The organism is Alteromonas confluentis (genome assembly GCF_001757105.1).
Classification (GTDB): Bacteria; Pseudomonadota; Gammaproteobacteria; order Enterobacterales; family Alteromonadaceae; genus Alteromonas; species Alteromonas confluentis.
On the sequence record NZ_MDHN01000013.1, the window covers coordinates 106,518 to 130,611 of the forward strand.

Below are 24,094 nucleotides of genomic sequence, written 5' to 3' on the forward strand. Positions count from 1 at the left end.
AATACCATGCAATGATAATGGTATTCGTTAAAACGATGCAAAACGATCATCGTGCACCTGCTATAAATGACCGGTTTTCATCGTTCAAAAACAACAAAGCCCATAGAGCAAAGACATTATTCCACTTACTAACCGCATAAGATGTGCTGCATTGCCAAATAAAGCCGGTCAAATGGCGATTAATCATATTACATTAAGCTATAATACACCGCCTATATATTGACTATTTACAAAGCAGAAACCAAATTCATGAAAGCACCCCGCACTCCTATTCCACCAACGCTTGGCTTGTTCGAATTCGTCGCGTTGATGGCACTGATGACATCGCTGGTGGCATTGAGTATTGATGCCATGTTGCCTGCGCTCATACAGATAGGTGAGGCGCTGCATGCAAAAGACCCTCACGAGGCTCACCTGATAGTCTCTATTTTCTTTGGTGGCATGGCGTTCGGGCAGCTTTTCTTTGGGCCCTATTCAGATACCCGCGGACGAAGGGAAACTATTCTGCTAGGCATCACCATTTTCGTGATCGGTACCGTGGTTTGTATGATGGCCAACGATATGAATAGTATGCTTATCGGCAGGTTGATACAGGCTTTCGGGGTGTCTGGCCCTCGTGTGGCAGCCATGGCGGTTATTCGTGATTTATATGTGGGTGATGCCATGGCCAGAGTGATGTCGTTCATCATGATGGTCTTTATTCTGGTGCCAATGCTGGCACCTATGGTGGGTCAGGCGGTACTGACATTCTTCCATTGGCAGCATATTTTCACCCTGTTTTTGATTGTTTCAATTATTACCGGCGCTTGGTTCATGTATCGGCAACCTGAAACCTTACCCGCCGATCGCCGCCGAAAATTCACCTGGCTGAGATTTTTTGTATCGACAAAGTTCATCCTCACCAACGTCAATGTGATGGGTTATACCGTTGCTATGGGTTTCATATTCGGGGCATTCTTGGGCTACCTCAGTGCTTCGCAAACCATTTTCCAGGAATACTACGGCTTAGGCACCCTGTTCCCCTTTGTATTTGCGCTACTGGCATTTTCTATCGGGCTCGCTTCGTTCTTTAACGGCACCATGGTTGTACGCTACGGCATGCGCAAACTGGTGAATATCGCGCTGTATGGCGCGGTAGGTTTTGCCGCCGTGATGGTGGTCACGCTGTTCCTGTTTGGTGGACTACCGCCCATTAAGGTTCTAATACCCGTCATGTTTGTGGGCTTTTTCTTTGTGGGTATCCTGTTCGGTAACCTGAACGCACTGGCCATGCAGCCATTGGGTGAAATGGCGGGCCTGGGCGCCGCCATCATCGGTTCGCTTTCCAGCTTGTTTGCAGTGCCTATCGCGTTGTTCATCGACAGTTTCCTCGACGGAAATCTGTACCCCATTGGATTTGGATTCCTGGCGTTCTTCTCACTGGCGTTTGTTAGTGTGCGGTTTGCTGATAAAGACGCTCACTAACCGTGAAGTTGCTTTAGTTTTCGTTGATATTGTTCCGGGTCATTAATGTTCAGTTTGTCATCGAAGTGAACATAGTCGGGCGTGCCGAAGTGGCCGCCCCAGCGCAAGCCTTGTTTGCAAACTGCACAAATAAACTGTGTGATGTTGTCCGGTATTTGGGTGCTGCCTTTGAAAGCTCGGGAGCCGTAGCAGATGGTTTTATACATGAAGTTGACGTCGACGGCGTGACCCACATGGTGATTCGACACGCTTGCCGGTTTCACAATGGCATTGCCGACTGGCGAAAGCGGTGAACGCAGACTGCTGGTCACCAGTAGCTTTAGCTCGTGATTTTTGGCTTCCTCTTCCATAATGAGCAGTGACTTCTCAAAGTCTTTGTGAATGCGAATCGGTTGTTCGCTTGTGATGCAATCATTCCGGGGCCGATATTGAATGATGCCGTTATCTAAAAGGAAAGGAACAACTTTTTCTGGCGTAATTCGCGGTTTATAAGGCTCCAGATAGTCTTTCAATACGTAGCCCACTTTCCCCGATGGCGTGATAACTTTCACCCAGGTTTGCTCATCAACGGCGGTAAGTTTGGTGTCATCTGGGAGTATTTCCAACGTGTCTCCGTCAAACGGTGAGTTTCGTAGGCGTAAGCCGTTATCTGAGCGGGTTCTGAAGTACTTTTTCATGCTCATCACCCAACCGCATTGTTTTCGTCGTCATCCATGCTGACGTACTTTGGCTGTTCAAGCTCGATGTCGAAGAAGTCGGCCGAGCGGATAATCGTTGCTACTCCGGCTTTTTCTCTCACGGTAAGTTCCTGGCCGGTTATATTGGTCAGCACAAATTTATCCCCTATTTTATGAAGACCGACTGGTTTGATTAGTATTATGGTGTCGCTCACATAGGCACGACCGGATTTTAAATCAATGAAGGCCGCTGCTTTTGCTTCCGGAGTGACGGTACGATAAGGCACTGTTTTGGGCTTGGCGCCACCCAAGCGGTCACTGATACTTCTGACCATCATCAAGATCCATTCGGACGAAAAGCCTGCCGCAAAGGCGATAGATATGCCCGTGAACTGACTTTCAAAGTCATCGTTAAGATAGCCGTATGCAATCACAGCAAGTATGGGTGCTGAGGCTACCTGGATAATCTGAAACAATACCAGTTCGGGAAGCTCACAATAGCCAATTGGCGCATAGGAATCGCCACGGAATACTTTTTCGCTGGTATCCTCTTCAGTGCGTTTCAGGCGGGCCTGGAATTCCGGCAGCTTTCTCGCCATGGCAATCATTGCACCGATCAATGCACAGAAAATAAAGTAGGCTGGTACAATAATGCCACCAATAATCAGGTTGCCGGTTACATGATTATCAATCACGTAGTGAGCATCGAGCGCCTTTTTCTGTTCAATTCTTGCTTCAACCAGGCTCTGGAGCTTAATCAGTTTCGCAATATTTTTAAAATCTGATTCGTCACCGGGGTTAGCACTTAATGCGTAAGTGCGGATTGTATTATTGTCGTCGGCAACCTTGCCTGCTTTTTTGATTCGAGAGTCAAGGCGTTTAAGCAGCTCTGCGGATGCACAGGGATTGGGATCATCTTTACTGAGCAAGCTGTCGATATCTGCGCTGCAGTTTTTCTGGTCGTGGTAGAAGTCATTTGCTCCGGGCATCGCATTAATGGGTGTTTCAGAATCTGTAGGTGTAATCGCTTTCTCTGCTTTGGCAATCTCTGGGGCATCGACAACGGAGCAATTATTGGTGAGGCTGCATTGGGTTTTTATGCCACCTATCACAAGCATTCTTTGCGGCTCTGTCTGTCCGCAGTATTTCAGGTTGGCAGGAATGGTAACCCGCAGTACAGCCTTTAGCTCTGCTGAGTTTTCATTTTCTTTTGTTTCAGATTGCTTGGGTTCGGCTGGTGCTTGATATTCACAGCCATAGACGAGCATAGGCAGGAAGGCAGGAATTGTGTTTTCGTTCTTTGTTTTATCATAATCGATAAACATTAGCGCAAACGCAAGGCAGGCAATAGCAATCAGAAACATATAGCCTATTACCAGCACACCTCTGGCGATCCGTCTTTCGCGGTTTGGGTCGTCGTCACTGACTATCAGTTCTGCAGTAAATAAGCTTATCGCGCAGGCTATTGATATAGAAACACCCAAAATAAGGAGGAAATGGGAATAGGATTTACCAACGCCAAAGAATGATGTAATTATCCAGAATAGAGCGCCGGTCAATATAAGTACCAAAACAACCGGGCCAGCCCATTTGCGAAACCCTTTATCTGCCGAACTGAAGGAGCTATTCATTGGTATCACTCCCTGCCAGCGAGAGTGCCGTTGCATAAGCGCTCATCCGCGCTTTCGCAGACTGGCGGAGCTTTTCAACTTTTCTCACGTCGGCATCATCCGGCAGTGCATTGATTTCAGCCAGTAGCTGGGAGAGTTCTGACTTCAGGTTTCGTATCACCGTTTTCTGATAATCGATGTCCAGTGCCAGTGCTTCATTCTTTCCGGCATCTAAAGGTTGTTCGTCATCTGCATTGTCTTTGCCGAAGTCGACTTTGCCAAGGCCAGATAACCCGCCAACTACATTCAAAGCAGCCTCAGTTACAGCGGAGCTTATAGCAATTTGATTTTGTGCGAGTACCGTAGGGTTGTTCTTTGCCTGTGCCGTGCGGAAACGGGTTGGCGTGTCCCGAATAACTACCACAGATGTGTTTCCATCGCCTTTGAAGTGCTGTTTATTGATTGTATTCCACTGATTAGCGAACATCGGATTGACGATGGTTCGCCACACCGGATCACCCGCGTTCTGCAGGCGGTCAATGAGGTCGTTAAGGTTGCTTTTACTTTTTACCAGGCCTTCTAGTGCAGCTTGTGAGGATGCAGATTCGGGTAAATCATTACGCAGCGCTTCCAATTCGTTGGCCAGATTCAGACTGGCTCCTTGAAAGCTGGTGTCATCATAACTTCGGGAAATGGTTCGCTGGCCAGTAGCGGGCTGGACTCCAGCTTCTTCATTGAGCGCCACCAGCTTTTTTTGCAGTTGACGTGCAAAGTTTTTCCACAGCGGTGCCGACCCGGGACGCACCTCGATGTATTTATTTATCAGAAACTCGATATTGCCCCAGTTGAAGTAAATAGCGGGATGGCTGAGTTGTTTGTAGGCAGCAATAACGCGTGAGACTTTATCCAGAGTATCGACTTCGAGATCGACAAAAGTTTGTCCACATATCTCTGATTCATTGAGAGTATAAGTGTCTGCTATCTGTTCTACCGTCTCCGTTTTACCATTCTTTGTAGTCGTTTTGACGGTAACAGTTTTAGTGACTTTTGATGGAAAAGCGATGTCCTTATCTGGACTACAAATTTCACCTTGGCCATTGACATTCAGTGCACGAAACTTTGCTGTCACCGTGATTTTGTCAAACAGATAGTTATGTTTCGTCAGTACTTCAATGTCTTTGCTTTTCCGTCTGTGCGGCGGCTTTGAATCTCCAATTCTGATGGTTTGAATATCCTTGTCCTGGTATTCAATAAAGGTTTCTGGGTTGTCACAGATTTCCCGGAGGACTTCCCTTTTTTCGTCTTTATCGCTGTTTACTAACTGCTGGCATTGCTGCCTGACGATCTCCGTGTAGGCTTTTTTGTATGCTTTGAGGTAGGTTAGCAGTCCATCATAAGCCTCATTACTCGCATTTTTAAAATCTTCATAGCTTTCGCTGAGACAGCTATTGTACTTTTCGAGTGGCTTCAGATTTGAGTCGACTTTTTTATCGTCAGATAACTTTGGACAGCTAACCTGAGCAGGATAGGATACGTCGTCAGCTTTTAGCCTATCAGCTTTAATGAGCATCTTAAGCGCGTCGTCATATAGCGCTGATGTACCTGTAGCAAGCTTTATCCTGGTCGCCAACGTCTCATCTGCGTTTTCCTGAAGCTTTGCCAAATCCTGAAGCATGGCCTCAACCTTGCGGTCAGATAACGGCAAATCCACGGCTGGGTTCTTTTCGAAAATGTCTACGGTCACGTCGAGTGTCGCCGTAGCACAGCCCGATAACGTCATCACGCCTGCCAGGGCACAGATAAACGAAAGTTGATTTTTCATAATGAAGACTCCGTCAGTGTTACCAGAGACTCAACTTCAGTTCTCAGCTCATCAAGCTGCTGCGCTGCCAGTTTCTTTTCATCGTCGCTTTCGGTTTTTTCTTCAAGGAGTCCTGCGGTGCTTGTCAGCCGAGCACTTAAAAGCGAAGCAAAACGCTCAATATTTTGTTTTTCTTTTGCCAGACGAACGTTTTCTGCATCTTCCTGACCTTTCGCCAGTTGCGATAGTTTCAGAATAGCTCGACTGGTTTCGTTATTTTGAGCTGTCGTTTTTATGCCATTCAGTACTTCGTCAGGGTTGGAGGAAAAGGCGATGACAAACTTCTCTCCAGAGTGCATTAATGTGAGGTTAGAAACGGGGTCGTACTCAATCTCTTTTGCACCGTCAGGAAGGGGTGTGCCATCACCTGGTACCGCGCGAACCCGTTTTAAAACAAGAAGGTGTTTGGCGATTTCTTCATCTGTGCTGGCAGGATTTTGCGCTGCCTTCATATAAGCGTCATAAGCTGCAACATAGGCATCATCAAAAGCGTTTTTGATCTTTTCATTAGCGAGCTCAGACTTAACGCTTTCAATGTTTCCCGCGCCGTATAGCCTGTCAACTGCTGCGCTGGGAAACCAGCCAGACTCGTAGGCTGCAACCCCTAACACGCTTTTGCCTTTTACGGTGACGCGAAAGTAGTTGGTGTTTTCGCCGCTGGCGACGGCAACGTAGAATACTTCTTCGACATCCATGCTTGCCGTCTGGGAGTTGGCGCACCCTGTAGAAAGTAGAGTGAAATAAGTAATGCAAAGAAAAGAAGCAAGGCTTCTCATCTTCCTTGTGAGAATGGTCATTGCGAAATCCGTTTCGAGCAAAATTGCTTATAAGTTGAACAATATATTGAGGGGAGAGTAAAAAGTAAACGCCTTGAGTGTAAAAAATGTACAGTTTGCTTAGGTGGGGATCGAAAAAATACCCGCTTTTTAATCGAAGTCGGAAGGGAAATCGTCGTCAGTAGGCTAGATAGCAGTTTGAGTACGAGTGCGTTACAGTACCAGCCATTGTCTTAAATACACTTTGTATAACAGAGGGATGTTGGCATGCGTTACCTGCTTATCTCGTTGGTAGTGCTGCTTGCAGCTTGCCAACCCAAAGAATCACGATCGGACGAGGAGTCTATGAAATCATCATCAACCGATACTGTCGAATATGGTGGCTGGTCGTCGCCAGTAACCGCTGAATCCATTGTGCAGGGCAGCCGCGGACTCTCAACGCTGGCTGTAGACAATGGTTATGTGTACTGGGTGGAATCCCGACCGCTGGAAGGTGGTCGCAGCACCATAATGCGTAAAAAAAAGGGTCAAAGCGATACGGCGGCTGAAGAGTTGCTGGCAGCACCCTGGAATGTGCGTACTCGTGTGCACGAATATGGCGGACGTTCCATGCTGGTCAGTAACGGTGTGGTCTGGTTTACGCATTTTAACGATCAGCGCATTTACCGCATGGTGATTGGTGAAGCGCCGGTGGCAATTACACCAGAAGATAAAATCCGCTTTGGTGCCTGTGAACTGGATGCAACCCGCGATCGACTGATTTGTATTCGTGAAGATCACCGCTCAGTGGGCGAACCACAGAACACGTTGGTGGCGGTGCCTGCAAACGGTATGTCGGAAGGTGAAGTGTTGTTTGAAGGTCCAAGCTTTGTATCTGCGCCGAGTTTGTCATTGGATGGGAAGTCCATCGCGTTCATTGCGTGGAATCATCCGAATATGCCGTGGGACAATACCACGCTGTGGTCGGCAAACTTCGATACTGACGGCAAACTGGAAGGGCTGACAGAGCACAACCCAAATACCGGTGAATCGGCTATCGATCCTCAGTGGGATGTTGAAGGTAACCTGTATGTATTAAGCGACCGCAATAACTGGTGGTCACTGTATCAGGTATCCGGCACCGAGTTTACCCTGCTGTCGCCACAACCGGAAAAGTCAGAGATAGGCGGTCCGGCCTGGCAGGTGGGCAAACATTACTACCGTATTCGTCAGGATGGCTCTATTCTCGCGCAAGTGGTTCAGGGTGCCATTGGCCAGCTTTATCTGCTCGATAGAAAATCCAATACACTGCATGTGTTGACGCCGGAAAGTGCCGCCATTGAAGATTTTGTTGAATCGGACTCTGCACTCTATGTGATTCAGGATCCGCAAACCCGCCCCGGTGAACTCATTACACTGTCTGATTTATCCGGTGATTCGCCCAAAGTAAATATTGTCACTTCATCAAGCGATTCCGCACTGTCGCCAGACTGGGTACCCACCATTCAGGAAGTGAGTTTTCCGGTGGGTGATAACGCGAAAGCATACGGCACCTATTTCCCGCCGACAAACCCGGACGTGAATGCGCCTGAAGGCAGCGCGCCGCCACTGATTGTGATGATACACGGTGGCCCCACGTCAAAAGCGTCGCCCACCTATTCAGTAAGTAAGTATTTCTGGACTAGCCGCGGCTTCGGTATTCTCGATCTGAATTATCGTGGCAGTACAGGCTATGGCCGTGAATATCGTCATGCACTTTACGGTGAATGGGGCGTCACCGATGTAGAAGATGCTGTTGCCGGTGCACAGTGGCTGGCAGACCAGGGGCTGGCGGATGCCGACAAGCTCATTATCCGTGGCGGCAGCGCCGGTGGTTATACTACACTGGCGGCACTGGCTTTTAGTGATGTTTTTAAAGCCGGTGCCAGTCACTATGGCGTTAGCGACCTTGAAGCACTGGCCGGTGATACCCACAAGTTTGAATCTCGCTACCTGGATCAGGTAATTGGCCCGTACCCGGAACGCAAGGATTTATACATCGAACGCTCTCCTATTCATCATCTCGATGGCTTCAACGTACCGTTGCTGCTGTTACAGGGGCTGGATGATAAGGTCGTGCCACCTAACCAGTCTGAAATGATCTTTGAAGCACTGAAAGACAAAGGCATTCCTACCGCTTATGTGGCCTTTGAAGGTGAAGGGCACGGCTTCAGGAAGTCTGAGAATATTGTGACGGCACTGAATGCCGAGCTGTATTTCTACTCACAGGTGCTGGGCTTTAAATTAGCAGAGCCGTTACCGGCTATTGACATCGTGGGGCTTGAAAAGTAATCCGCGAAGCGGTCTCTGAACCTCTATGCAAACGCCAGCATCTTGCTGGCGTTTTTGTTTGTTGCTATCGAATTCCAGGCATAAAAAAGCCCGACCAAAATGGTCGGGCAAGAGGGCTTGGTTAAGCACCTAACGACAGAAATCGTTACACACCAATGATGGCTTTCATGTCCGTCATGTAGCCGCGTAATTCTTTACCGATAGCTTCTACACCGGTATTACGGATGGCATCGTTCACTTCAACCAGACGGCGGTTATCAACCTGGTTAGAGGTTTCGTTTAACCCTTTACCGATAACGCTGGTATCAATTGACGGCATTAACTTCTCGCGCAGTAATGGAATGGCTGCATTAGCGAACAGGTAGTTACCGTACTCAGCAGTATCGGAGATTACCACGTTCATTTCATACAGACGCTTACGAGCGATAGTGTTAGAAATCAATGGTGTTTCATGCAGTGATTCATAGTAAGCAGACTCAGGCAGGATACCCGCTTCAACCATTACGTCGAAGGCTACTTCTACACCGCACTTGATCATGGCAACTAACAGGATGCCGTGGTCAAAAAATTCTTGCTCAGTGATTTTACCATCGTACTGAGGTGCGTTCTCAAAACCAGATTCACCGGTCTCTTCACGCCATTTCAGCAGGTTTGCATCACCGTTCGCCCAGTCTTCCATCATCGTGCGAGAGAATTCGCCGCTGATGATGTCGTCCTGATGCTTTTCAAACAATGGACGTAACATGTCAGTCAGTTGCTCAGACAGGTCAAATGCCTTGATCTTCGCAGGGTTAGACAGTCTGTCCATCATATTAGTCACACCACCGATCTTCAGTGCTTCGGTGATGGTTTCCAGACCGAACTGGATTAACGCAGCAGCGTAACCCGCGTCCATGCCATCCGCTGTCATTTTTTCATATGCCAGGATAGCTGCGGCTTGTTGCATACCACACAGAATGGTTTGCTCGCCCATCAGGTCTGATTTAACTTCTGCAACGAAAGACGATTCCAGAACACCTGCACGGTCGCCACCAGTGGCGCTTGCCAGTGCTTTCGCGATATCCCAGCCTTCACCTTTTGGATCGTTCTCAGGGTGAACCGCGATCAGTGTAGGTACACCGAAACCACGCTTATATTCTTCACGTACTTCAGTACCAGGACACTTAGGTGCACACATCACAACAGTGATGTCTTTACGGATTTGCTGACCTTCTTCAACGATGTTGAAACCGTGAGAATAGCCCAGCGCTGAACCTTCTTTCATCAGCGGCATTACCGCTTCAACTACGCTTGCGTGTTGCTTGTCAGGCGTGAGGTTGTATACCAGATCTGCTTCAGGGATCAGTTCCTGATAGGTACCAACTTTGAATCCGTTACCTGATGCACGCTGAAACGAGTCGCGTTTTTCATCAATAGCTGCCTGACGCAGTGCGTAAGCAACATCTAACCCTGAATCGCGCATGTTCAGGCCTTGGTTCAGACCTTGTGCGCCACAGCCCACGATAACCACTTTTTTGCCTTTCAGGAATTCACAACCATCGGTGAATTCGCTGCGAGCCATGAAACGACAGCGACCTAATTGGTCCAATTGCTGACGCAGAGACAGAGTATTAAAATAATTAGCCATAATAAATTCCGAACATCATAATCTAGTCATTATCAACGGCTCAAAGCCAGTCGATGACCTCGTCGATGACGACTTGCTGTGAAGATTACTTGAACACTTTTGTTTTGGAAAATGATATATTCGCAAAACAGTGTTTCATATTTTGCAATATTATGGATTTTCGTTCTCTACAGCTGTTTAATCATCTCGCTACCAGCCTGCATTTTGGTGTCACGGCAGAGGCCATGTATGTATCTCCCTCTACGCTAAGCCGCGCCATTCAAAGGCTGGAGGAAGAATGCGGAGCCGTGCTGTTGAAGCGCAATAACCGTAGCGTAGAACTCACCCATGCCGGGCATAAGATGCTGGCATTCAGCACCGACATGCTAAAAGAATGGCAATCTTTATTGCATGAACTGCGGGATGACAGCGAAACCCTACAAGGTGAACTTAGCTTATTCTGCTCAGTGACTGCCGCACAAAGTCACCTTCCGGCGTTACTCAAGCAGTTCCGTAATCGCTATCCTGGCGTAGATATCCGACTCATTACTGGCGATCCTGCGTTGGCGAATGAAAAAGTGAAACAGAAAGAGTGTGATGTAGCGATAGCCATTCATACCCCTGACTTCCCCACCGACATGGCATTTTCAGCACTAGATGATGTTCCGCTAGTATTGATTGCACCGCGGGATTGGCGTTTAACGGAGCTCTCGCAGGTGGATTGGCGCCGTCATCAGGTGATCATGCCTGAACATGGCCCCACCCGGCGCATTGCTTATCACTGGTTTGCTGAACACGGCATTCGTCCCAATGTGTATGCGTCGGTAGGCGGAAACGAGGCCATTGTGAGCATGGTGGCGTTAGAATGCGGTGTGGGCTTCGTGCCCGAAGTGGTGCTGGAGCACTCTTCTATGGCAGGAAGCGTGAGTAAAATTCACGTGGCCGATATTGAAGCTTATGAGCTCGGTATTGCCTGTTTAAATGCCCGGCGCAGCGACCCGCTAATTGATGCCTTATTTAGTTTAGGTTGAGCTAAGCTGTTTTATCACATTGTCCAGCGCCCGGTAGCCAAGGGCTTCGGCCAGATGCTGACGGCCCACAGCCGTTTCCTGTTCAAGGTCAGCAATGGTGCGGGCTACGCGCAACGCCCGGTGAAAAGCGCGCATGGAAAGCTGAAGTTTTTTAGCTGCCTGCTGAATAAAATTGAGATTTTCATCACTGAGTAAACAGTGTTCTGCAAGGCTGTTTACCGGCAATGCACCGTTTAGTACACCTTGTCTGCTTATCTGTAACTCTCTGGCTTGTATCACTTTTTTGCGTGGCGACTGCAACGTTTCCGGTTCATCGTTTTCCAGGGTCAGAGTGAGTTGGTAATCGGGCAAACGTGGCACTTCCACTTGAATATCAATACGGTCTAATAGTGGGCCAGACACTCGACTTAAATAGCGCAGCACTTGGTCTGGCGGTGTTCTACCATCCTGTACATCCCCTGTCGGACTGGGGTTCATGGCCGCAATGAGTTGGAAGCGAGCGGGAAATACAGCATGCCCGGATGCGCGGGAAATGTGTACCTCTCCGGTTTCCAGAGGTTCGCGCAGTATATCCAATGCCCGGCGGCCAAATTCCGGCAATTCATCTAGAAACAGAACACCATGATGAGCCAGAGAAATTTCTCCTGGCGTAGGTGTCGAGCCACCGCCCGTCAGGGCAACAGCTGAACTGGTATGGTGGGGAGAACGAAACGGCCGGGTGCCGGTATTTTTTGTTGCGAAGCCAGTGTGACTAATGGAATAGAGCGTGGCGACTTCAAGTGCCTGCTCGGCTGTGAGTGGCGGTAACAATTGCAGAAAACGGCTGGCCAGCAAGCTTTTACCCGTACCTTGCGGACCTGTAAATAATAAATTATGCGCGCCTGCTGCGGCTATCATTAGGGCTCGCTTCGCTTGATGCTGCCCATGAATGCCATCCCATACAGGGTGTTGATGCTCACTTTCTAACTGCAAAGGTTGATGAGGATCTTCACTTAATCGTTCCAGGTCGGCCAGATGAAGAAACACCGACAAAAGCGATTCTGCAGCATAGCGCCTAGCTCCTTCCACCAGAGCCGCTTCGTTTCTATTCGCAGAAGGATGGAACAGTCTGTGATTTTGATCGCGACAGGCTAATACTGCTGGGATGATCCCTGATACGGCCATTAGCTCTCCGGTGAGCGCCAGTTCGCCAACAAATTCATAATCATCGGCAATACTTTCGGGCAGCTGTGCGGCAGCGATAAGAATACCGATAGCAATGGCTAGATCGTAGCGACCTCCCTGTTTTGGAATACTGGCGGGAGAGAGGTTCACGGTAATGCGACGGGCGGGGAATTCAAAGCCGCTGTTGATCATGGCGCTACGTACCCTGTCTCTGGCTTCCTTTACCGATGTCTCTGCCATACCGACGAGCTGAAAAGCCGGTAGTCCATTCGCCAGATGCACTTCCACCCGAACCAGGGGCGCGTTGATGCCGCTACCCGCCCGGGTTTTTACCACTGCCATGCCCATACACAATCTCCGTTACACATCTGGGCTAAGTGTATCGGTGCTCAGGCGCGGGAATAACTGGCCTGGCGGGCAGTTTAATTAAGCCTACTCGTTCTTAAATACCGGCAGCTGCCAGTGCCAACGCATGGCGGCCAGGCGCATCAGCACGGTAACCAATAGCGCAAACCAAGGGCAGTAGTGTTGATCAAACCCGGCATATAATAGCGCGGCATAACTCAGACCACCGGTTATACAAGTGATGGCATAGAGTTCACCATTGAGGACCAGCGGCACTTCACGGCAAATCACATCTCGTAGCAAACCGCCGAACACCCCAGTAATGGTGCCCATGGCGATGGCTACCGACATGGGCGCGTCGTTGATCAGTGCTTTCTCCATTCCCACCACGTTAAAGAGTGCCAACCCGAATGCGTCGGCTACCAGTAAATAGTGATAAGGAAAGCGAGGACTGATTCTCAACCAGGCTATCGTCAGCAAGGCTGCACCTAATGTGGTATACAGGTAGTCGGTGTCTTTGATCCAGAAAACCGGTAAATCGAGCATGATATCGCGCAGGGTGCCGCCGCCAATAGCGGTCACCGAGGCGAGCACCACCACCCCAAATCCGTCCATTTTCTTCTGATAGGCCATTAATGTGCCGGAAATCGCGCAAACCGCGACGCCCGCCAGATTCAGCCAGTGAAACCAATCTGTCATTGCATTACTCTGTGTTGTTGTTTTATGTACACCCTCATTTCAGGCTTAATTTGGGCGTCAGGGCGCAAAATACTTGATTCTGGCGCGGGTTTCATGCTATTTCTTCGCCCTCAAGCAATGTGTGGTCAGCCAGCCACCTGCTACGGCGCATTTTTTAATGCTCCGATAGAAATTCTGAACAATTCTATAACCCAGTCATAAAAAGTCCGCGCTAACGGACTATCCTTTTCTATGTCGGCCAACAGGCGAACCTAGATGAGCGTGTCGTTCTGCGTGCAAGTCAGCACCAACGACAAATCAATTCGCATTTAAACCATTTTTTTAAGACCAAAACGGGAAAGCATTATGCCCAAGTTACGTTCTGCAACCTCCACCCAGGGAAGAAATATGGCCGGCGCACGCGCGCTGTGGCGTGCAACTGGTATGAAAGATACCGATTTCGGCAAGCCGATTATTGCGATTGCCAACTCCTTCACGCAGTTCGTGCCGGGTCACGTGCACTTAAAAGATCTCGGTCAGCTTGTGGCGCGCAGCGTCGAAGAAGCGGGCGGTGTCGCGAAAGAATTCAACACCATTGCGGTAGATGATGGTATCGCAATGGGCCACAGCGGTATGTTGTACAGCCTGCCTTCACGAGAAATCATCGCTGATTCCGTGGAATACATGGTAAACGCCCATTGTGCTGACGCCATCGTATGTATCTCTAACTGCGACAAAATCACGCCGGGAATGTTGATGGCTTCCATGCGCCTGAACATTCCAGTGGTGTTTGTTTCCGGTGGTCCGATGGAAGCGGGTAAAACCAAACTGTCTGATCAGCTGATCAAGCTCGATTTGGTTGATGCCATGGTTGCTGCTGCAGATGACCGCGTAAGCGACGAAGATACAGACAATATTGAACGTTCTGCCTGCCCGACCTGTGGTTCGTGCTCGGGTATGTTTACCGCTAACTCAATGAACTGCCTGACTGAAGCGCTGGGTCTGTCTCTGCCGGGTAACGGTTCTATGCTGGCCACCCACGCCGACCGTGAAAAGCTGTTCAAACAAGCGGGTAAACTGGTGGTTGAGCTGTGTGAGCGTTATTACAAAAATGATGACGAAACTGCCTTGCCACGCAACATTGCCTCGTTCAAAGCGTTTGAAAATGCCATGAGTCTGGATATCGCCATGGGTGGTTCTACCAATACCATTCTGCACCTACTGGCGGCAGCGATGGAAGGTGAAGTGCCTTTCACCATGGCTGATATTGACCGATTGTCACGCAAGGTACCGCACCTGTGTAAAGTGGCACCGTCCACACCAAAATATCACATGGAAGACGTTCACCGTGCCGGTGGCGTACTCGGTATTCTCGGCGAACTGAACAAAGCCGGTCTGCTGAACCAAGATGTACATCACGTTCTGGGCAAAACACTGCCAGACGTGATCAGCGACTGGGACATTACTAATCCTGAAAACAAAGACGCAGATACTTTCTTCCGTGCAGGCCCTGCGGGTATCCGCACTACCCAGGCATTCAGTCAGGATTGTCGTTGGGATGAAGCCGATGCTGACCGTAGCGAAGGTTGTATTCGCGATTTAGAGCACGCTTACAGTAAAGACGGTGGTCTGGCAGTACTGTACGGAAACCTGGCGGTTGATGGCTGTATCGTTAAAACCGCAGGCGTAGACGAATCTATCCTCAAATTTACCGGTTCTGCGAAAATTTACGAAAGCCAGGACGATGCGGTGGCAGGCATTCTGGGTGACGAAGTAAAAGCCGGCGACGTGGTTATCATTCGTTACGAAGGCCCGAAAGGCGGCCCGGGTATGCAGGAAATGCTGTATCCAACGTCTTATCTGAAATCCAAAGGTTTGGGTAAAGCCTGTGCGCTTATCACCGACGGTCGTTTCTCCGGTGGTACCAGCGGTCTGTCTATTGGTCACTGCTCGCCTGAAGCGGCCAGCGGCGGCGGCATTGGTCTGGTGGAAGACGGCGATAAGATTGAGATCGACATTCCTAATCGTACTATCAATATTGCAATTTCTGACGAAGAGATGGCTCACCGTCGTGCAGCAATGGAAGCCAGCGACAAGCCGTGGAAACCGAAAAATCGTGAGCGCAAAGTGTCTCTGTCCCTGAAAAACTTTGCGATGCTGGCAACCAGTGCTGACAAAGGCGCGGTGCGTGATGCGTCTAAATTGGAAGATATATGAGTGTTACCGACCACGAATACCTGAAGAAGGTTTTACTCGCGCCGGTTTATGAAGTTGCCGTCAACAGTGAGTTGTCGGCCATGTCTCGTCTGTCTCAGCTGATTGGTAACGAGGTTTACCTGAAGCGTGAAGATCAGCAGCCGGTGAAGTCATTCAAGTTGCGCGGTGCATATACGCGCCTTAGCGCACTGAGCCAGGAACAATTGAGTGCGGGGGTTATTGCGGCCTCAGCCGGTAACCATGCGCAGGGTTTGGCTTATGGCGCGAAGAAAAAAGGTGTTCATGCCACTATCGTGATGCCTGAAACCACACCGGATATTAAAGTGGATGCGGTGCGTCGTTTCGGTGGCAACTACGCCAATATCGTGTTGCATGGTACCAACTTCGATTCTGCCAGCAAGCATGCCCAAGAACTGGCGAAAACCCACGGCTACACGTTTATTCCGCCGTTTGACGATCCGGATGTGATTGCGGGTCAGGGTACGGTTGCCCGTGAATTGCTGGAGCAAAATCCGAATCTGGATATCCTGTTTGTGGCTATCGGTGGCGGCGGTCTGGCGGCCGGAATCGCGGTATATCTTAAGCAATTGAAACCGGATATCAAAATCATTGGCGTGGAGTCAGAAGAATCTGCCTGCTTTAAAGCAGCCATGGAAGCCGGTGAAATCGTTACCCTGCCGTCGGTTGGCATTTTTGCTGACGGTGTGGCGGTGAAAACCATGGGCACGGAAACCTTCCGTTTGTGTGAGCGGCTGCTTGATGGCGTGATCACCGTGAGTAACGATGAAATCTGTGCGGCCATCAAAGATATCTTCGATGACACCCGCGTGATTGCAGAGCCTGCCGGCGCCATGTCCATCGCGGCCATTAAGAAGTATGTGGCCGAGCACGATATTCGAGGCAAGAAGCTGGGCGGCATTCTGTGCGGTGCGAACATCAATTTCCATACACTGCGTTATGTGTCTGAGCGTTGTGAGCTGGGTGAGCAGAAAGAAGCGGTGTTTGCGGTGAAAATCCCTGAGCGTCGCGGCGCGTTCAAGCAGTTTTGCGAAACCTTGGGCGGCAAGGCAATTACCGAATTCAACTACCGTTTCGCTAATGAGAAAGACGCGCATATCTTTGTGGGCGTGAACCTCAAAGGCGGTATGAAAGAGTTTGCGGATCTGAATACGTCACTGACGGCGCAGGGCTACGACTGTTTCGACATGAGCGGTAACGAGCTGGCGAAGCTGCACGTGCGTCATATGGTAGGTGGGCGTCCGCCTACACTGCTGAACGAAGCGGTTTTCACCTTTGAATTTCCGGAGCACCCTGGTGCGCTGCTGAAATTCCTGGCGACCCTGGGCGAGCGCTGGAACATCACCCTGTTCCACTATCGTAATCACGGTGCGGCGGAAGGATTGGTACTGGCCGGGTTTGAAATCCCACCTGAAAGCCGTGCCGAGTTCGATGCCCATGTGGACCAGCTCGACTACGAGTTTAAAGAAGTAACGGAAGATCCCGCTTACAAGTTTTTCTTGTCTTAGCGCTATTCAGAGCCTGCCGGTCGGCAGGCTCAATTGTTTATACTGCTCGATTTATACGGTTCGACAGCCCTGCATCAAACAAGACACCTTTTCAGCATCCAGTTGCCCATTCGACAGCAGCGAAGAAAAGCAATGTAAGGAAAAGGGCGCCTTACGGCCAATCTGGCTCTCCTGCATTTTTGCCGTTAATGCATTTATTAATGTTGGTGCATTGTTCGGTGTGACACCGCCACCTATTACCAGCTCAACCTGATTTTCAGCGTGTTGTAAAAAATGTTGGAGTCGTTCGATACCGTCCACGGCCCCTTTGCCTGAATCCCAGTCTGTCCCTGACGACAGCACTCTATCAATACCAAGTGTAAGCACCTGCGACAGCGCTTCTGAAGGAAAGGAAGTGGCGTCGAAAGCGCGATGGAATGTGGTTTTCAGGTTCAGCGAACGAGCGGCATCAATAAGTGTACGATTCGCCTGCATATCCACTGCGCCAGTATTATCAAGCACACCAAATACCACTCCATCGGCACCACAGCCTGCTGCCATTGAAATGGCCGATACCATTTCAGCCAGTTCCTCAGCGGTGTAACTGAATCCCCGGTCATGAGGGCGAACCATCACCAACAGTTCGCCATGGGGAAAGGCATCTCTGGCAGCGTTAATCGTTGCCAACGACGGCGTTAACCCCTGACGGTCCATATCAGCGCAAAGCTCAACGCGATGAACGCCAAGTGCAGTGGCAAGCTTTAGGTTTGCTACCAGGAAAGGTGAATCGGCGTCGGCGCACAGTTCAATTTCTGTCATTGTGATACCTTCAATTCACGTTTTGATGATGGCAAATAGATTGCTGCAACAGGCTTGTCCTTAAAGCAAACTTTTGCCATCGATTAACTGTGTGCCTGACTTGTCTTGCACCGCATAGTTAAACCCTGGCTGAATGCAGTGAGCACCGTATTCGCCATTTTTATTCAGCGCAAGGAAGCCAACCTGAAAAGCTTTGAAATCGCCTAACTTGCGCGCGATGCGCTGAACGGCTTCCTCACAGGCTTCAGCCGGTGATGCGCCCTGACGCATGAGTTCAACCACAAGGTGACAACCTACGGTTTTAATGACCAGTTCGCCCATGCCGGTTGCGGTTGCTGCACCCACTTCGTTGTCGACATAAAGTCCAGAACCAATTATCGGAGAGTCGCCTACTCGCCCCTGCATTTTGTAAGCCGCACCAGACGTGGTACAAGCACCAGAAAGATTGCCCTGATTGTCCAGTGCAAGCATGCCGATGGTGTCATGATTTTCGATGTTGATCTGTTTAATTTCTTGGGTTTTTAACCACTGTTGCCAGTCTGCTTTTGATGCGTCGGTAAGCAGGTTTTCTTCAACAAATCCCTGCTCCAGGGCGAATTTCTTTGCGCCTTCACCCACCAGCATCACGTGAGGCGTTTTATCCATCACCAGACGTGCGACAGAAATAGGGTGTTTGATGTTTTGCAGGAAAGCCACAGCGCCACAATTCATGTTTTCATCCATGATGCAGGCATCGAGCGTCACGTTGCCATCACGATCAGGATAACCCCCAAAACCAACCGTTCTGACTTCCGGATCCGCTTCCGGCACTCTTACGCCTTGTTCAACGGCGTCAATCGCACGACCACCCTCTGCGAGTACTTGCCAGGCAGCCGCATTGGCGGGGATGCCATGCTCCCATGTGGAAATTACAATGGGTTTTCTTTGAACCGGCGGCTTTTTTGCGAAAGCACTGGTTGCCAGGCCTACCGCCCCTGTTAATGTTGAAAGCTGTAGAAAGCGGCGTCGTGAAGTCATTGTCTTTCCTTGTTGTTTTGGTATTTATTATTGTTGAGCGGCTTGCCTCGCAAACATAATTGCGCCTTCCTGTGGAGAGGCCTTTGCCGCGTGTATTGTTGATTGGGTTTCAGCCGACATAAGTGGCAACAATGCGTTAGCAACGCTGCCAATTAACGTTACTCTGGGAGCGCCAAAGTCAGTGAGCTTTTCGATCACGGATTCTGCAAACTGGGTTGCCTGGCGTAACAGGTTTTGTGCAACTTCGTCGTTTTGCGAGGCTGCCTCGAATACGGCTGGTGCGTACTGGCCAAACGTGGTGGCGTTAGCGTTCACGGTATGTTGTGCAAGTACGGTTTTGTTTTCACCCGCAAGTAGCAGGTACTGAAGTATTGTTTGGGGCGCTAACTGATCTTCTGCCAGAAGCACAGCTTTTACTGCTTCTAGTCCAAGCCACGAACCACTGCCATTTGCATTAATCGGAAATCCCATGCCACCAATAGCGAGTCGCTGCTGACCACAAACGGCAAGGGCACTAAACCCGGTTCCGAGTATGAGTACGCCACCATCGTGGCCAAGATGTGCGCCAAGCACTGCGGCATGAAGGTCGGTGGTGAGTGCCAGAGATTTAAATGGGTGGGCCCAATTCATCATAACTTGCTGCATAGCACCAAGATGCAGGCCGGCGAGGCCTGCGCCAACAGTAATTTCGCCCACGCATTCTCTGCTGAGACCGGCGTTATCCAGCGCCTGAAAGCATGCTTCAAGGATTGAATTCTGAGACTGGCTTACGCCATTAACCGGATTCGCTGGACCACCTATTCCTTGGCTTATTGTATGCCCATTTTCATTTTGCAATATTGCCTTGCAAGATGTGCCACCGCCATCAATGCCTATAAACACTTATTTCCCCACTGCTTTACGCAGTTGCTTAGCATCAAACACTTGAATGGCATCCAGGACCGGGCCTGATGTGCCTTGGGTTCCACCGATCAGATAGACTGAGTCGTTAAAGGTGACTGCGCTACTGTGTCGCACGCCGGTAATTTCAAGTTTACTATTATGCCACTGCTTGGCTTTGAAATCGTAGGTCCATACTGCGTTCAAATCGTCATAGTTACCGAAAACGATCAGGTAATCACGCCAAACGGTAGCGCTATGTGCACTGATCTTTTCGGGTAGCGGCGGCATCGACTGCCATTTACCCGTAGCAGGGTCGAATTGTTCAAAAACATCTTGCGACTCACCGCTTGCATAACCACCAATGGCGTAAATTTTTCCATCATACGTTACTGTGGCGGTTTCCTTTTCGGTAGGCATGGGTGGCCCCAGTGACCAAACGCCCGTTTGGGTGTCGAAAATCGCCATTATTGCAGTGGTTTTGTGTTTACGGGTATCCCAGTCAAGGTGTGAGCCACCCAGAACATATATTTTCTTGTTCAGATAGACTGCTGAATTCATCCGCGTTGGGTAAGGTAGCGGGGCTGCTTCGACGACCTTGCGGGTAACGGTATTAAAAATCTCGACCTTGCTTTCGTAGCGCACTTTTTTGCCATCTTGCGCAATGCCACCAATGAGATAGACGTTTTCACTACCATCATAAACGGCAGAAAAATAGCGGCGAGGAATAATATGATTTTTCAGTACTTGGATATTTTTAGTGGTGGGATCAATAATTTCAACATCACCCAGAAACCCTGCCTTGTAGCTGCCACCGAAAACGAATATCCGTTTATCATCGGTGGCGGATTTGGCCCCCAATCGCGGCGTTTCCAGCTTAAAGGTATTCCCCTTTTGAAATTTGCTAATGTCTGGAATTGATGAACAGGCAGCAATTAACACTAAGCCTACCAGCAAGGTAAGTAATCGGATTGTCCTGACGTACATAACGTTCCTGTTTTTCTGTCGTTTATTATAATTATTGGTTTTGAATTTCGACGCTTTGTAGATGCTGGGTGATTTCCGGCCACACCAGTGTCAATACGTCCTGTCTAAGCGCGTCACTTTCTTCTGAGTATTTCAAACTTCCATCTTCAGAGGAGTCGAGCCAATGGTTTTCCCGCAACGCGGAAATGAAAGAAGAAAGCACGTTCTTATCGTAAAACTCAGGCGAATTCATACCGTAAAGCGTCGACAGACGCTCTGCAACCTGCCTGCTACAACGTTCCAGACTATTGCGACTAATTACCCGTTCGCGCTCGATGATCGTCAGTACCACAGCATAACGCTGGAAAGTTTCCTGCATGCAACGACTTAGCAACCAGGCTGGATGGAACGCGCGATCGGAAGAAGTAGGTGGATGCAGCAGCCCTTGCTCCATCTCGATAACCATACCTTGTTCGATAAACGCAGTGATTAACTTATCGGTGTATGCCAGCGCTTCATCCTGTGTCATATAGATGAAAAGCTCTCGCTGAAGTAGCGGATACAGTGCCGCCATTAAGCGCAGAATTTCATGACGATGTATGCCTGGGCGGGCAAAAACCGAGGACATGATAATGCCGGGCAGGGCAAATAAATGCAGTATGTTGTTGCGGTAATACGTGAGAAAGACTGCAGAGTCTTCCTGCGGCGCGATCATCGTACCGAAGCCGTCCTGACTGATATCAAACCGCTTGAGTGCCAACGTTTCTTCCAGCATCTTACGGGCACTAATATCTGGAATGGTGGCATCGTCGCTAAAGGGGGCGCTACGCAGCAGCGACAGATAGCTATCCATGGCACGAACCAGTTCTTTTTCAGACATAGTACGCGTCTTGGAAGATAACAGGCACAATGAAATCAATGCCATACCATTGATTGCTGCATTGCTATTAATGCGCAGCATGACTTCATGGGCTAAATCATTAACCAGCGGGGTGAGCCAGCCCGGCTTTTTCTCGGGATCCGCAGGCAATGTTTGACGCCAGTCAGGTACGCCTTGTTCAAGGAACTGATTCAGGTGAATGGGCTCGCCAAAATTTACATAGCCATGGCCGTAGTTTTTAAGCTTGCGGATAGCAGAAAAAACCTGCAGGTTAGATTCTTTCTTCTTGCTACTGCCTTTCAATTCGCTCAGGTAGCTTTTCACTTCCATCACGTTTTCATAGCCAATATACACAGGCACGATGCTTACCGGGCGCTGAACACCTTTCAGAATGGCCTGCATGGTCATGGCGAGCATGCCCGTTTTAGGTGGGATCAAACGGCCTGTACGGCTACGCCCGCCCTCCGGGTAGTATTTTACCGAATAGCCTTTGTTAAACAGCAACTCCAGGTATTCACGGAAAACGGCAGTGTATAGTTTGTTTCCGGCGAAACTTCGACGCAGGAAGAACGCACCGCTTCGACGAAAAATTGGTCCGGCGGGCCAGAAGTTCAGATTAATACCCGCAGCGATATGGGGTGTCACCATGCCTTCGTGATAAATCACATAGGTAAGCAGCATGTAATCCATATGGCTGCGGTGACAAGGCACGTAAATAATTTCATGACCATTGGCTGCCAGTTCGCGAATACGCTCACTGTGACCAACACTGATACCGTTGTAAATTTTGTTCCAGATGCGGGTGAGAATACGATCGCCAAAGCGGATCAAGCCTTCCCGGTAGTCGGCGGCAATCTCGTCGACATATTCTTTCGCCGTAATCCGCGGATCTTTCTTCTTCTTTGCTTTTTTGCCGCCTTTTTCTTCGCCCATGGCCCGCTTCACAGACTCTGAGCCAAGAATGGCGTTGTACAGTTCCTGTCGCTCCAATAGCGTTGGACCCGTCATAGACTGGCGCTTTCGATGAAAGTGAGTACTTGCTACCCGAACAAGTTTGTGAGCGATAGAATCGTCGGTACCGTGCTGTTCTGACATTTCACGTGCAGATACTGCTTTGCTGAAATTGATAAAGTTATCGCGGCCTAAAAATATCACGATAAAGAATTTACGCAGCCAACTGGGTGAAGCGTGGTGTGCGATGAGGTCGCCTAAGCCCGGTTTGCCTTTGCCTGGCGCACGGCCCCAGGACACAAATACTGGCACAACCTGCACATCAACATCGTCGTGATCGCGGTGCAAATGGAACAAGTTGGAGAAGATAGTTTCTACATCTGTGTGGCTACTGCGGCCAATAAGCGGTTCGGTTTTGCGCAGAAACACGCTACCCGGATACGATTTCCCTGCAAGCTCAATTTGTTCGGTAGGGCTGGGTAAGCCTAACCGTTGCGTAGACATTTTTAACGCCAACTGATCGGTAACCGAATTTGTTGGCAATAAATAAATGATTGGCTTGGATCTATCAATACCGAGTTCAGACTCGACATTGGCCGGAATGTTGTGGTCTTTGACCAACAGTTTAACGGGATAATGAAACACCGATAAAAGCGTTCTGCGCATCCACGACATGAAATTGGGATCCTGTATTAAGAAAACGGGCGCAGTCTACCACAACTTCACTGCAAACCAGATGACATCAGATGGGAATTCCATCATAGGGATTCTTTTACGCTACGTCACCTCTGGCGCGCTGATTTTATGCTGAATTTTCCTCGCCATCCAGCCTCCACACGTGGCGATGATGCCCGTTGCTGTGGTGCCCCAAATCCAGTCGACGAAGGTCATGGTGAGTGGCCAGTCGTCAATAATGGAGTAGCAGGTCAGATTATAGGTGCCATAAGCCGCTGCCCCGAGTGCAAAGCCAGCAAGTGATTGTGATAACAGGTTTTGTGCAGCATAAGGACGTATTGTTAAATACACCACAGCGGCGCAATAAAGTAGATAGAATGCAAGCCATGGCCACGTGATGAACTGTTCGCGCAATAGCGTGTCGAAGGCCGACTGATAAAGAGGCATAGCAATAACGCCCAGCCACACACCATCGAGGCAAGCGAAAGCAATGAGCACGGCGATGTAGGCACCAATAAGGGCTTTAATGGAATAGTTCATAAAATGATAAACGGCAAAGCCGGATGAAAAGTTCACTGTGAAGACTAAGCAGGAACTTTCACATTAATGAGCCATACTTACAATATCTACCCTGTGGCGTTGATAGTCAGTCTGACCGTTAAC

The 24,094-nt window shown here is 49.4% G+C and carries 18 protein-coding genes; 5 read left to right on the forward strand and 13 right to left on the reverse strand.

The annotated features are described in order from the left end of the window. The first annotated feature begins 249 nt into the window (after positions 1-249). Positions 250-1,464, forward strand: coding sequence for a multidrug effflux MFS transporter (locus BFC18_RS06205; protein ID WP_070124599.1), 1,215 nt, complete (start codon positions 250-252; stop codon positions 1,462-1,464). On the opposite strand, the gene BFC18_RS06210 is transcribed toward BFC18_RS06205, so the two are convergent. From BFC18_RS06210 to BFC18_RS06225, 4 genes are read right to left on the reverse strand one after another with little or no spacing between them, the layout of a single operon-like run. Then, positions 1,461-2,141, reverse strand: a complete 681-nt coding sequence (locus BFC18_RS06210) for a M15 family metallopeptidase (protein ID WP_170826569.1) — start codon at positions 2,139-2,141, stop codon at positions 1,461-1,463. The genes BFC18_RS06205 and BFC18_RS06210 overlap by 4 nt on opposite strands. A 5-nt stretch (positions 2,142-2,146) precedes the next feature. Continuing rightward, positions 2,147-3,772, reverse strand: a complete 1,626-nt coding sequence (locus tag BFC18_RS06215) for a hypothetical protein (protein ID WP_070124443.1) — start codon at positions 3,770-3,772, stop codon at positions 2,147-2,149. Continuing rightward, complete coding sequence (locus BFC18_RS06220) at positions 3,765-5,573, reverse strand: hypothetical protein (protein WP_070124445.1); 1,809 nt, start codon at positions 5,571-5,573, stop codon at positions 3,765-3,767. The genes BFC18_RS06215 and BFC18_RS06220 overlap by 8 nt, the downstream gene beginning before the upstream one ends. After that, positions 5,570-6,307 carry a hypothetical protein gene (locus BFC18_RS06225; protein ID WP_070124446.1) on the reverse strand — a complete coding sequence of 246 codons (738 nt, stop codon included), beginning with the start codon at positions 6,305-6,307 and terminating at the stop codon, positions 5,570-5,572. Before BFC18_RS06225 ends, BFC18_RS06220 begins: the two co-directional genes overlap by 4 nt. 426 nt (positions 6,308-6,733) lie before the next feature. On the opposite strand from BFC18_RS06225, the gene BFC18_RS06230 reads away from it, so the two are divergent. Continuing rightward, positions 6,734-8,698 carry an alpha/beta hydrolase family protein gene (locus tag BFC18_RS06230; RefSeq protein WP_070124601.1) on the forward strand — a complete coding sequence of 655 codons (1,965 nt, stop codon included), beginning with the start codon at positions 6,734-6,736 and terminating at the stop codon, positions 8,696-8,698. Between the two features lie 145 nt (positions 8,699-8,843). Here the strand turns inward: BFC18_RS06230 and ilvC are convergent, their stop codons facing one another. After that, positions 8,844-10,325, reverse strand: a complete 1,482-nt coding sequence (gene ilvC / locus BFC18_RS06235; RefSeq protein WP_070124448.1) for a ketol-acid reductoisomerase — start codon at positions 10,323-10,325, stop codon at positions 8,844-8,846. A 152-nt stretch (positions 10,326-10,477) separates the two neighbouring features. On the opposite strand from ilvC, the gene ilvY reads away from it, so the two are divergent. Next, positions 10,478-11,335 carry an HTH-type transcriptional activator IlvY gene (gene ilvY / locus BFC18_RS06240; protein ID WP_070124602.1) on the forward strand — a complete coding sequence of 286 codons (858 nt, stop codon included), beginning with the start codon at positions 10,478-10,480 and terminating at the stop codon, positions 11,333-11,335. Here ilvY and BFC18_RS06245 read toward each other — a convergent pair. Beyond that, positions 11,327-12,847 carry a YifB family Mg chelatase-like AAA ATPase gene (locus BFC18_RS06245; RefSeq protein ID WP_070124449.1) on the reverse strand — a complete coding sequence of 507 codons (1,521 nt, stop codon included), beginning with the start codon at positions 12,845-12,847 and terminating at the stop codon, positions 11,327-11,329. The two genes, ilvY and BFC18_RS06245, sit on opposite strands and share 9 nt — an antisense overlap. A gap of 84 nt (positions 12,848-12,931) precedes the next feature. Continuing rightward, complete coding sequence (locus tag BFC18_RS06250) at positions 12,932-13,543, reverse strand: trimeric intracellular cation channel family protein (protein ID WP_070124450.1); 612 nt, start codon at positions 13,541-13,543, stop codon at positions 12,932-12,934. 345 nt (positions 13,544-13,888) lie between these two features. Between BFC18_RS06250 and ilvD the strand changes: the two genes are divergently transcribed. Together ilvD and ilvA are read left to right on the forward strand one after the other, a co-directional pair. Next, complete coding sequence (gene ilvD, locus BFC18_RS06255; RefSeq protein ID WP_070124452.1) at positions 13,889-15,739, forward strand: dihydroxy-acid dehydratase; 1,851 nt, start codon at positions 13,889-13,891, stop codon at positions 15,737-15,739. Further along, on the forward strand, positions 15,736-17,265 hold the full coding sequence (gene ilvA / locus BFC18_RS06260; protein ID WP_070124453.1) for a threonine ammonia-lyase, biosynthetic: 1,530 nt from the start codon (positions 15,736-15,738) through the stop codon (positions 17,263-17,265). The genes ilvD and ilvA overlap by 4 nt, the downstream gene beginning before the upstream one ends. A gap of 51 nt (positions 17,266-17,316) precedes the next feature. On the opposite strand, the gene BFC18_RS06265 is transcribed toward ilvA, so the two are convergent. From BFC18_RS06265 to BFC18_RS06290, 6 genes are all read right to left on the reverse strand, one after another. Next, positions 17,317-18,063, reverse strand: coding sequence for a copper homeostasis protein CutC (locus BFC18_RS06265; RefSeq protein ID WP_070124455.1), 747 nt, complete (start codon positions 18,061-18,063; stop codon positions 17,317-17,319). A gap of 60 nt (positions 18,064-18,123) precedes the next feature. Continuing rightward, a complete protein-coding gene (locus tag BFC18_RS06270) occupies positions 18,124-19,080 on the reverse strand; it encodes a glycosylasparaginase (RefSeq protein WP_070124457.1) in 957 nt (318 codons plus the stop codon). 27 nt (positions 19,081-19,107) lie between these two features. Beyond that, positions 19,108-19,962, reverse strand: a complete 855-nt coding sequence (locus BFC18_RS06275) for a glucosamine kinase nucleotide-binding domain-containing protein (protein WP_070124458.1) — start codon at positions 19,960-19,962, stop codon at positions 19,108-19,110. Next, the gene (locus BFC18_RS06280) at positions 19,963-20,946 is read right to left on the reverse strand and encodes a Kelch repeat-containing protein (protein WP_070124460.1); all 984 of its coding nucleotides are present in this window, start codon (positions 20,944-20,946) and stop codon (positions 19,963-19,965) included. A 31-nt stretch (positions 20,947-20,977) separates the two neighbouring features. After that, the gene (gene plsB / locus BFC18_RS06285) at positions 20,978-23,431 is read right to left on the reverse strand and encodes a glycerol-3-phosphate 1-O-acyltransferase PlsB (RefSeq protein WP_070124462.1); all 2,454 of its coding nucleotides are present in this window, start codon (positions 23,429-23,431) and stop codon (positions 20,978-20,980) included. Positions 23,432-23,533: 102 nt separating this feature from the next. Further along, the gene (locus tag BFC18_RS06290) at positions 23,534-24,007 is read right to left on the reverse strand and encodes a DUF2177 family protein (RefSeq protein WP_245680350.1); all 474 of its coding nucleotides are present in this window, start codon (positions 24,005-24,007) and stop codon (positions 23,534-23,536) included. Positions 24,008-24,094: the final 87 nt, after the last annotated feature.

What these genes read in the sequence shown, in the direction of transcription:
- BFC18_RS06205 (WP_070124599.1), top strand. Translation starts at nt 250, where the DNA reads ATGAAAGCACCCCGCACTCCTATTCCACCAACGCTTGGCTTGTTCGAA.
- BFC18_RS06210 (WP_170826569.1), bottom strand. Translation starts at nt 2,141, where the DNA reads ATGAAAAAGTACTTCAGAACCCGCTCAGATAACGGCTTACGCCTACGA.
- BFC18_RS06215 (WP_070124443.1), bottom strand. Translation starts at nt 3,772, where the DNA reads ATGAATAGCTCCTTCAGTTCGGCAGATAAAGGGTTTCGCAAATGGGCT.
- BFC18_RS06220 (WP_070124445.1), bottom strand. Translation starts at nt 5,573, where the DNA reads ATGAAAAATCAACTTTCGTTTATCTGTGCCCTGGCAGGCGTGATGACG.
- BFC18_RS06225 (WP_070124446.1), bottom strand. Translation starts at nt 6,307, where the DNA reads ATGGATGTCGAAGAAGTATTCTACGTTGCCGTCGCCAGCGGCGAAAAC.
- BFC18_RS06230 (WP_070124601.1), top strand. Translation starts at nt 6,734, where the DNA reads ATGAAATCATCATCAACCGATACTGTCGAATATGGTGGCTGGTCGTCG.
- ilvC (WP_070124448.1), bottom strand. Translation starts at nt 10,325, where the DNA reads ATGGCTAATTATTTTAATACTCTGTCTCTGCGTCAGCAATTGGACCAA.
- ilvY (WP_070124602.1), top strand. Translation starts at nt 10,478, where the DNA reads ATGGATTTTCGTTCTCTACAGCTGTTTAATCATCTCGCTACCAGCCTG.
- BFC18_RS06245 (WP_070124449.1), bottom strand. Translation starts at nt 12,847, where the DNA reads ATGGGCATGGCAGTGGTAAAAACCCGGGCGGGTAGCGGCATCAACGCG.
- BFC18_RS06250 (WP_070124450.1), bottom strand. Translation starts at nt 13,543, where the DNA reads ATGACAGATTGGTTTCACTGGCTGAATCTGGCGGGCGTCGCGGTTTGC.
- ilvD (WP_070124452.1), top strand. Translation starts at nt 13,889, where the DNA reads ATGCCCAAGTTACGTTCTGCAACCTCCACCCAGGGAAGAAATATGGCC.
- ilvA (WP_070124453.1), top strand. Translation starts at nt 15,736, where the DNA reads ATGAGTGTTACCGACCACGAATACCTGAAGAAGGTTTTACTCGCGCCG.
- BFC18_RS06265 (WP_070124455.1), bottom strand. Translation starts at nt 18,063, where the DNA reads ATGACAGAAATTGAACTGTGCGCCGACGCCGATTCACCTTTCCTGGTA.
- BFC18_RS06270 (WP_070124457.1), bottom strand. Translation starts at nt 19,080, where the DNA reads ATGACTTCACGACGCCGCTTTCTACAGCTTTCAACATTAACAGGGGCG.
- BFC18_RS06280 (WP_070124460.1), bottom strand. Translation starts at nt 20,946, where the DNA reads ATGTACGTCAGGACAATCCGATTACTTACCTTGCTGGTAGGCTTAGTG.
- plsB (WP_070124462.1), bottom strand. Translation starts at nt 23,431, where the DNA reads ATGTCGTGGATGCGCAGAACGCTTTTATCGGTGTTTCATTATCCCGTT.